At 61.5% G+C, this 5,630-nt stretch carries 9 protein-coding genes and 1 pseudogene; 5 read left to right on the top strand and 5 right to left on the bottom strand.

All coding sequences use genetic code 11. The features are described 5' to 3' along the window. Positions 1–242 precede the first annotated feature (242 nt). Positions 243–812, top strand: a complete 570-nt coding sequence (locus tag ENZ74_RS19820; RefSeq protein WP_013530095.1) for a methylated-DNA--[protein]-cysteine S-methyltransferase — start codon at positions 243–245, stop codon at positions 810–812. Between the two features lie 30 nt (positions 813–842). Here the strand turns inward: ENZ74_RS19820 and ENZ74_RS19815 are convergent, their stop codons facing one another. The 3 genes from ENZ74_RS19815 to ENZ74_RS19805 are packed head-to-tail and all read right to left on the bottom strand — an operon-like array spanning position 843 to position 2,651. Beyond that, positions 843–1,331, bottom strand: coding sequence for a nuclear transport factor 2 family protein (locus tag ENZ74_RS19815; RefSeq protein WP_063168800.1), 489 nt, complete (start codon positions 1,329–1,331; stop codon positions 843–845). A 26-nt stretch (positions 1,332–1,357) separates the two neighbouring features. Continuing rightward, entirely contained in the window at positions 1,358–1,747 is a 390-nt protein-coding gene (locus ENZ74_RS19810; protein ID WP_063168801.1) for a nuclear transport factor 2 family protein, read from the bottom strand. A gap of 1 nt (position 1,748) precedes the next feature. After that, complete coding sequence (locus ENZ74_RS19805; RefSeq protein WP_063168802.1) at positions 1,749–2,651, bottom strand: MBL fold metallo-hydrolase; 903 nt, start codon at positions 2,649–2,651, stop codon at positions 1,749–1,751. A 149-nt stretch (positions 2,652–2,800) separates the two neighbouring features. Here ENZ74_RS19805 and ENZ74_RS19800 point away from each other — a divergent pair, with 149 nt between their 5' ends. Beyond that, the gene (locus ENZ74_RS19800; protein ID WP_024504141.1) at positions 2,801–3,691 is read left to right on the top strand and encodes a LysR family transcriptional regulator; all 891 of its coding nucleotides are present in this window, start codon (positions 2,801–2,803) and stop codon (positions 3,689–3,691) included. A 26-nt stretch (positions 3,692–3,717) separates the two neighbouring features. On the opposite strand, the gene ENZ74_RS19795 is transcribed toward ENZ74_RS19800, so the two are convergent. After that, positions 3,718–4,047, bottom strand: a complete 330-nt coding sequence (locus ENZ74_RS19795) for a hypothetical protein (protein WP_063168803.1) — start codon at positions 4,045–4,047, stop codon at positions 3,718–3,720. Between the two features lie 274 nt (positions 4,048–4,321). Between ENZ74_RS19795 and ENZ74_RS19790 the strand changes: the two genes are divergently transcribed. The 3 genes and pseudogenes from ENZ74_RS19790 (at position 4,322) to ENZ74_RS35200 (ending at position 5,256) form a co-directional block, all read left to right on the top strand. Continuing rightward, positions 4,322–4,534: a cold-shock protein gene (locus ENZ74_RS19790; RefSeq protein ID WP_010910991.1), complete on the top strand. Its 213-nt coding sequence runs from the start codon at positions 4,322–4,324 to the stop codon at positions 4,532–4,534. A 271-nt stretch (positions 4,535–4,805) separates the two neighbouring features. Further along, positions 4,806–5,006: a hypothetical protein gene (locus tag ENZ74_RS19785; protein ID WP_013530089.1), complete on the top strand. Its 201-nt coding sequence runs from the start codon at positions 4,806–4,808 to the stop codon at positions 5,004–5,006. Beyond that, a pseudogene (locus tag ENZ74_RS35200) lies at positions 5,003–5,256 on the top strand (hypothetical protein). Before ENZ74_RS19785 ends, ENZ74_RS35200 begins: the two are co-directional and overlap by 4 nt. Positions 5,257–5,278: 22 nt before the next feature. Here ENZ74_RS35200 and ENZ74_RS19775 read toward each other — a convergent pair. Then, positions 5,279–5,630, bottom strand: a 352-nt coding sequence (locus ENZ74_RS19775) for a glutathione binding-like protein (protein WP_206522299.1), incomplete at its 5' end; no start/stop codon positions are given.

Raw genomic sequence — 5,630 nt, 5'->3', positions numbered from 1 at the left:
CGCTGATGCCGGCGGCGGCCAGGATCACGCCGATCGCGATAAGGTTGAGTTTTGCTGGCAAGCCGCGCTCGGGTCCGGTTTGTCGGGTTGTTAAGAAATCCCTTACACCAGCGATTCAGGCCGGGCAATCGGGGCGATCAGGTGGTTTTCGGGTGGCGAGACGCGGGCGGCGATGCCATATTGTTCCGGATATGTACTGGGACGAATCCCGGATTTCGCCACTTTGCGGGAAGGAACGCATCATGGTCACGACAGCTTCGATCACGGCCGGCCACGCAGTGTTAGAAACAGTGATCGGTTTCATGGGCATTGCCTGGAGCGAAAAGGGCCTGATCCGGCTCTGCCTGCCCGAACGCAGCCGCGAAGCGGTGGAACGGCGCCTGCTGCGTCACGGTGGCGTTTCCGCTTCCACGGCGCAGCCGCCATGGGTGGTCGAGCTGATCGCAGCGATCAAGGCCTATGCGGCGGGCGAGGATGTCGATTTCTCCGCCGTACCGGTCGATCTCGACGGCGTCGACGATTTCCGCCTCGCCATTTACGACGCGGCGCGAAAACTCTCCTTCGGCGAAACCACCACCTATGGTGAGCTGGCCAAGACCGCCGGCCATGCCGGGCTCGCCCGCGAAACCGGGGCCGCCCTTGGAGCCAATCCGGTGCCGCTGGTCATCCCTTGCCATCGCATCCTTGCCGCCGGCGGCAAGATCGGCGGCTTCTCGGCGCCGGGCGGCTCGGTCACCAAGGAGAAGATGCTGGCCATGGAAGGCGTGCGCGTCGGCCCGCCGCCGCCGGCGCAGGTATCGTTCGGGTTTTGAGCGGCGGCCGGCGCTGGCAGAAGGCCTGGATCAGTACATCGGTCGCTTATTGACCGGGTTGGCGGGCACCGGCTGCATCACGTCCCAATGCTCGGCGATCTTGCCGTTTTCAACGCGAAAAATGTCCACGATGACGGTCTCCGGCATGTTACCTGCCCTCGGTTGAACGACCTGGGTCATGACGAGGTCGCCTTCGGCGATCACCCGCTTGAAGTCGACTTTTTGTTTTGGCCAATTGGCGACACCCATGCTTTCGAGAAGCTTTTTGACCGAGTCTCGGCCATCCGTCATCGTCGGGTTATGCTGAATGTAAGCCTCGGCCCAATAGCGGTCCAGCGCGGTAAGGTCATGGTCGCCGAACAGCGCCTGATAGGCTTTCAGGACAAGCGTCCTGTTTTTTTGAGTCAATTCATGCTGTTGCAGCACCTGCTTGACCGGCTTGGTGTTTTCCGCATGCGCCGCGGCGGTGAGCGCCGCGACCGCGAAAGCGGCCGCCGCGAAGGATTTAAGTTGCAGCACGGATGTCTCCCTCGGTTGCTTCGGTGTCAGGTCAATGCGCGCGCAACGAGCACCGTATCGACATACTGCCGCATGCGGATGATCTTGCCGTCCCGCAGTTCGTAGAGATGAGCGAAGGGGGCCGTCATGGATTTTCCCGTCGCCTTATATGTACCGGAATACACGCCGAAGGCCGCCACCCGGTCGCTATCGGCAATGAAGCTGTGCACGTCGGCGTGGTATCCGATCCACTCCGAGCCGAGCCGCTTGAAGACCCCCTGCATCAGGGCCTCGATGCCGACATAGGTGCCGGCATAGGGGAATCCTTCCGCCTCGGTCCATTCGATGTCGGCGGAAAGAACGGCCAGCAGATTGCGGCCGTTCTCCTCGGAAGTTCCCTCGTAGGTTCTACGGATCAAATCGAGGTTCGTCGCCATGTCAGCCCCACTTCATCTCGCCCTTGGCGACCTTGGATCCGACATCGAGGGCGACGCCCATACCGAGGCCGGGGAAGCGGGTCTCCATGGCGGCCTTCAACGCGGCGCTGTCTGCCGCCTTGTCCAGTTCTTCCTCGAAGGTGAGGAGATAGGACTTGGTGAACTCCACCGCCGAAGGACCGATCGCGGCATCGGGGGCCATGTGGCCGGGCACCACGACAGCGGGCTTGCGGGCGGCAATCGCGTCCAGCGTCTTGATCCAGGCGGCGCGGCTTTCCCTGGTCTGCGTGTCGGCGGTCCAGACGTGAACGCCCGAGAAGATCATCACCCCGCCGAAAACGGCATTGAGCGACGGCACGAACAGATAGCGGCGGTTGGCCAATCCTTCTTCCGCATTGACGATCTCTACAGTCTCGCCATCGACCGTCAGCGTTGCGCCGTCGAATGCCTCGGGGAGGACGATGTCGGAAAGCGCCTGCGGGCCATTTTCCTTCAGTTGCGGACCCCAGACGGCGAGCTTCTTCTCCACATTGCCCTTGATGGCTTCCAGCGTGGCGGAGGCAGCGATGACTTTTGCCTCCGGGAAGGCGTCCCGCACCGGCTTCAGGCCGAAGTAGTAATCGGGATCAGACTGAGTGACATAGATGGTGGTCAGCTTCTTGCCGGTGGCCTTGATGGCATCGGCGAGCGCCTTGCCGTCCGGATAGGTGAAGCCGCCGTCGATCAACAGGGCTTCGCTCGGCCCCGACAGCAGCACCGGCGCACGGAAGAAACCGTTTGGACCCGCCGGGAAGTGTTTCCAGCCAAGCTTGGCGCCGGCGGCCTGGCCGCTGTCGATGGGCGCGAAAACGGCGGTTGCGCCGAGGACCAATGAGGTCTTCATGATCTGTCTCCTCGTGAACATGGAATATCTCCGTTGAATGAAAGGGGATCGGGTGCGGCTACGGGCCCGCAGGGCGGACGGTAGACGGCACGGTAAGCCCTCTGGATTAATCAATAAATTGGCCGTAATAATACAAACTGTATGTTGAAAGCTTACAATGAGCCTTCGTGGTGGAATCGATAAACCTCAATCGCCTCGCCTATTTTGCCACCGTGGTCGACGCAGGTTCCTTTACCCGCGCGGCCGAGCGGCTTGGCATCACGAAAACAGTCGTCAGCCAACAAGTCGCTCGCCTCGAGGCTGAGCTGCGGACCACGCTTCTCGTGCGCACGACGCGAAGGGTCGAGCCGACGGAAGCAGGCCGTCTTCTGCATGCACGCTGCGTTCTGATCCTGCGGGATGTCGAAGAAGCGGTCGCCGAGGTTGGCGAGGCCAACGCCGAGGTGGCCGGTGTGCTGCGTGTTTCCGCGTCCAATGACTATGGCGCGATCGTGCTGGCCCCGATCGCCGCCCGCTTTCGCCAGAGATTTCCGGCCTGCGGCGTCGAACTGGTCATTTCCGATGCCATAATTGACTTGATCGGCAACAAGATCGACCTGTCCATCCGGGTTGGCTGGCTGGATGACTCCAGCCAGCAGGCGCGACGCATCGGCACCTTCCGGCAAATCCTGGTCGCGTCGCGGGATTTCGCGGCCGGGATCAGGGTGGACAAGCCGGAAGATCTTTCTTCCTTGCCGCTCGTTGCCAATGCCGTGCTTCGCAAGCCGTTCACCTGGAACTTCACCCGAGGCGATTCCGAGCCGCGCACCATCACCCTGCGCGAGGCGTTCTCCATCAACTCGACGCCCGCCGTACTGGAAGCGACGCTCGCCGGCGGCGGACTGGCAGTTCTGCCGGACTATCTGGTCGTCGACTATCTATCGCAGGGGCGCCTCGTCCACGTGCTCCCCGACTGGGCGCTGCCCTCCGGCGGCATTCACGTGGTCTATCCGGCGGCGCGCTTTCGCCCGCAAAAGGTGACGCAATTCGTATCCATGCTCACGGAGCATATCCGGGATTGAGAGCAATGGCTGCCGGTCGACAAGCGCTAGTTGTTATGGAAGAACCGCCGGCGGAAATGCCGGTCGTTGTCCGACCGCTTGCAGTTGTAGACCGGGCAGGACTTTGTGTCGGCGCTCGGCACGTAGGCTCGTGTCCTCACCTCGCCCATGCTGCAGAATCGCTGGCTCTGCACATAGCGGTCGTAGAGCGACAGTCCCGGCACCCGCTTCGACTGGTAGCGCAGGATGACCGCCCCCTGCCGGGCGATCGTCGCCTGAACGTTGCCGCAACTCATACGCGTCGGGTCGTAGCGCGAGATCGCCTGAGCCTGAGCGGCGACAAGCGTCAGGCAGGCGGCAAGCAGAATGGTTTTCATGGTCCTCTCCCTGATCCGCCGCCCAGGGACGTCGCGATCCGTCGTGACGCTCTCACGCGATTAGGGCGGCCATTGGGCAGCGCCCTGATCACGGCTTTCTCACACAGTCTTGTTTTTTGTGCGAAAGCAGCCTATATGCCTTCCATTGATATTTCGGCCGATCGATCCGGGCCTCGCGATAATCGCGTTTGCTGACGTCTATCTCCAAAATCTCGATGCACACCGGCTGGACCTCGGTCCGGTCAATCTAAAGCAAATGTGAAGGACTATCTAAATGGCAACTGGAACGGTCAAGTGGTTCAACGCCACCAAGGGCTTCGGCTTCATTCAGCCTGACGCGGGCGGCGCGGACGTATTCGTCCACATCTCCGCTGTCGAGCGTGCTGGACTGTCGACCCTGGTCGAAGGCCAGAAGATCAACTTCGAGATCGAGCAGGACCGCCGCACTGGCAAGTCGTCCGCTGGATCTCTGAGCAAGGCAGCCTGATTTTGCGATAGCGCGCGCCGGGCGAGAGTTCGGGGCGCGCGGCAAGTCACGGATGTACTGACAGTCGCGCGAGAAGCGCGCTGGAGCGGAAAGACCCGACAAGCTGGATCAGCAGATAGCTGCCAGCCCGGACCGGACGCTCCCGATCAGGCTACCAAGCATGGGAAGGCGGGATTTATCCCGCCTTTTTTGCTGTCTGGGTTAGGTGGCGCAGCCCGCACTATGGTTCCAACTTGTGGTACTTTTAGCCCAGTAGTGGTACCATTCGGCCATGACCAAACTTGAGCAGATCGAAAAATCCGTCGCCGAACTGAGCCCCGAGGAACTGAAGGCGTTTGCCGCCTGGTTCGAGGCGCTCCAGGCGGATATGTGGGACCGGCAGATGGAAGCCGACGCGAAGGCGGGCCGTTTGGACAGGCTTGCCGAACAGGCGCTGGCTGACCATCGCGCTGGTCGGACGCGGCCTCTGTGAACCACGTCGCCTCTCCATCGTTCTGGGAGGCTTATGAAAAACTGCCATCGTCAATCAGAGCAAAGGCGGACAGGCGTTTTGCCCGACTGCGTTCGATCCTTTTCATCCCTCACTGCATTTCAAACAGGTCGGTCGCTATTGGTCGGCGCGAGTTGACGAAAACTATCGGGCTGTTGCCATACGCAACAATGAAGATGTGATCTGGTTCTGGGTCGGCACCCACGCCGACTACGACCATTTGTTGAAATAGCCCCTCCTTCAGGAGGAGAAGGCTACCCCACCCACTCGATCGGCACATGCCCCGGATCCGCTTCCACGCGGCCAAGCCATGCCGACACCGCCGGATAGGCGTCGAGCTGGAAACCGCCCTGCTCCGCCGTATGCGTATAGGCATAGAGCGCGATGTCGGCGACGCTGAGCGCGCTGCCAGCGAAGAAGGCATTGTTTTCCAGATGCCTGTTCATCACGCCGAGCGCCTTGTTGCCGCGCTCCAGCGTCACCGCCAGCCGCTCCGGGGTCGCATCCCCAGCACGTTCGGGAAAGGTCAGCAGCGCCTTGCGCACGGCTATGTAGGGCTCGTGGCTGTATTGTTCGAAGAACAGCCATTGATACGCGAGCCCACGC

Origin of the sequence: Mesorhizobium sp. M7A.F.Ca.CA.002.15.2.1 (assembly GCF_003998715.1) — a bacterium.
Lineage (GTDB): Bacteria > Pseudomonadota > Alphaproteobacteria > Rhizobiales > Rhizobiaceae > Mesorhizobium > Mesorhizobium ciceri.
This window is presented reverse-complemented; position numbering and strand designations above follow the sequence as displayed.

Coding starts and splice junctions, on each gene's coding strand:
- ENZ74_RS19805 (WP_063168802.1), bottom strand. CDS start 2,651: ATGTTCACGAGGAGACAGATCATGAAGACCTCATTGGTCCTCGGCGCA.
- ENZ74_RS19795 (WP_063168803.1), bottom strand. CDS start 4,047: ATGAAAACCATTCTGCTTGCCGCCTGCCTGACGCTTGTCGCCGCTCAG.
- ENZ74_RS19785 (WP_013530089.1), top strand. CDS start 4,806: ATGACCAAACTTGAGCAGATCGAAAAATCCGTCGCCGAACTGAGCCCC.
- ENZ74_RS19810 (WP_063168801.1), bottom strand. CDS start 1,747: ATGGCGACGAACCTCGATTTGATCCGTAGAACCTACGAGGGAACTTCC.
- ENZ74_RS19790 (WP_010910991.1), top strand. CDS start 4,322: ATGGCAACTGGAACGGTCAAGTGGTTCAACGCCACCAAGGGCTTCGGC.
- ENZ74_RS19820 (WP_013530095.1), top strand. CDS start 243: ATGGTCACGACAGCTTCGATCACGGCCGGCCACGCAGTGTTAGAAACA.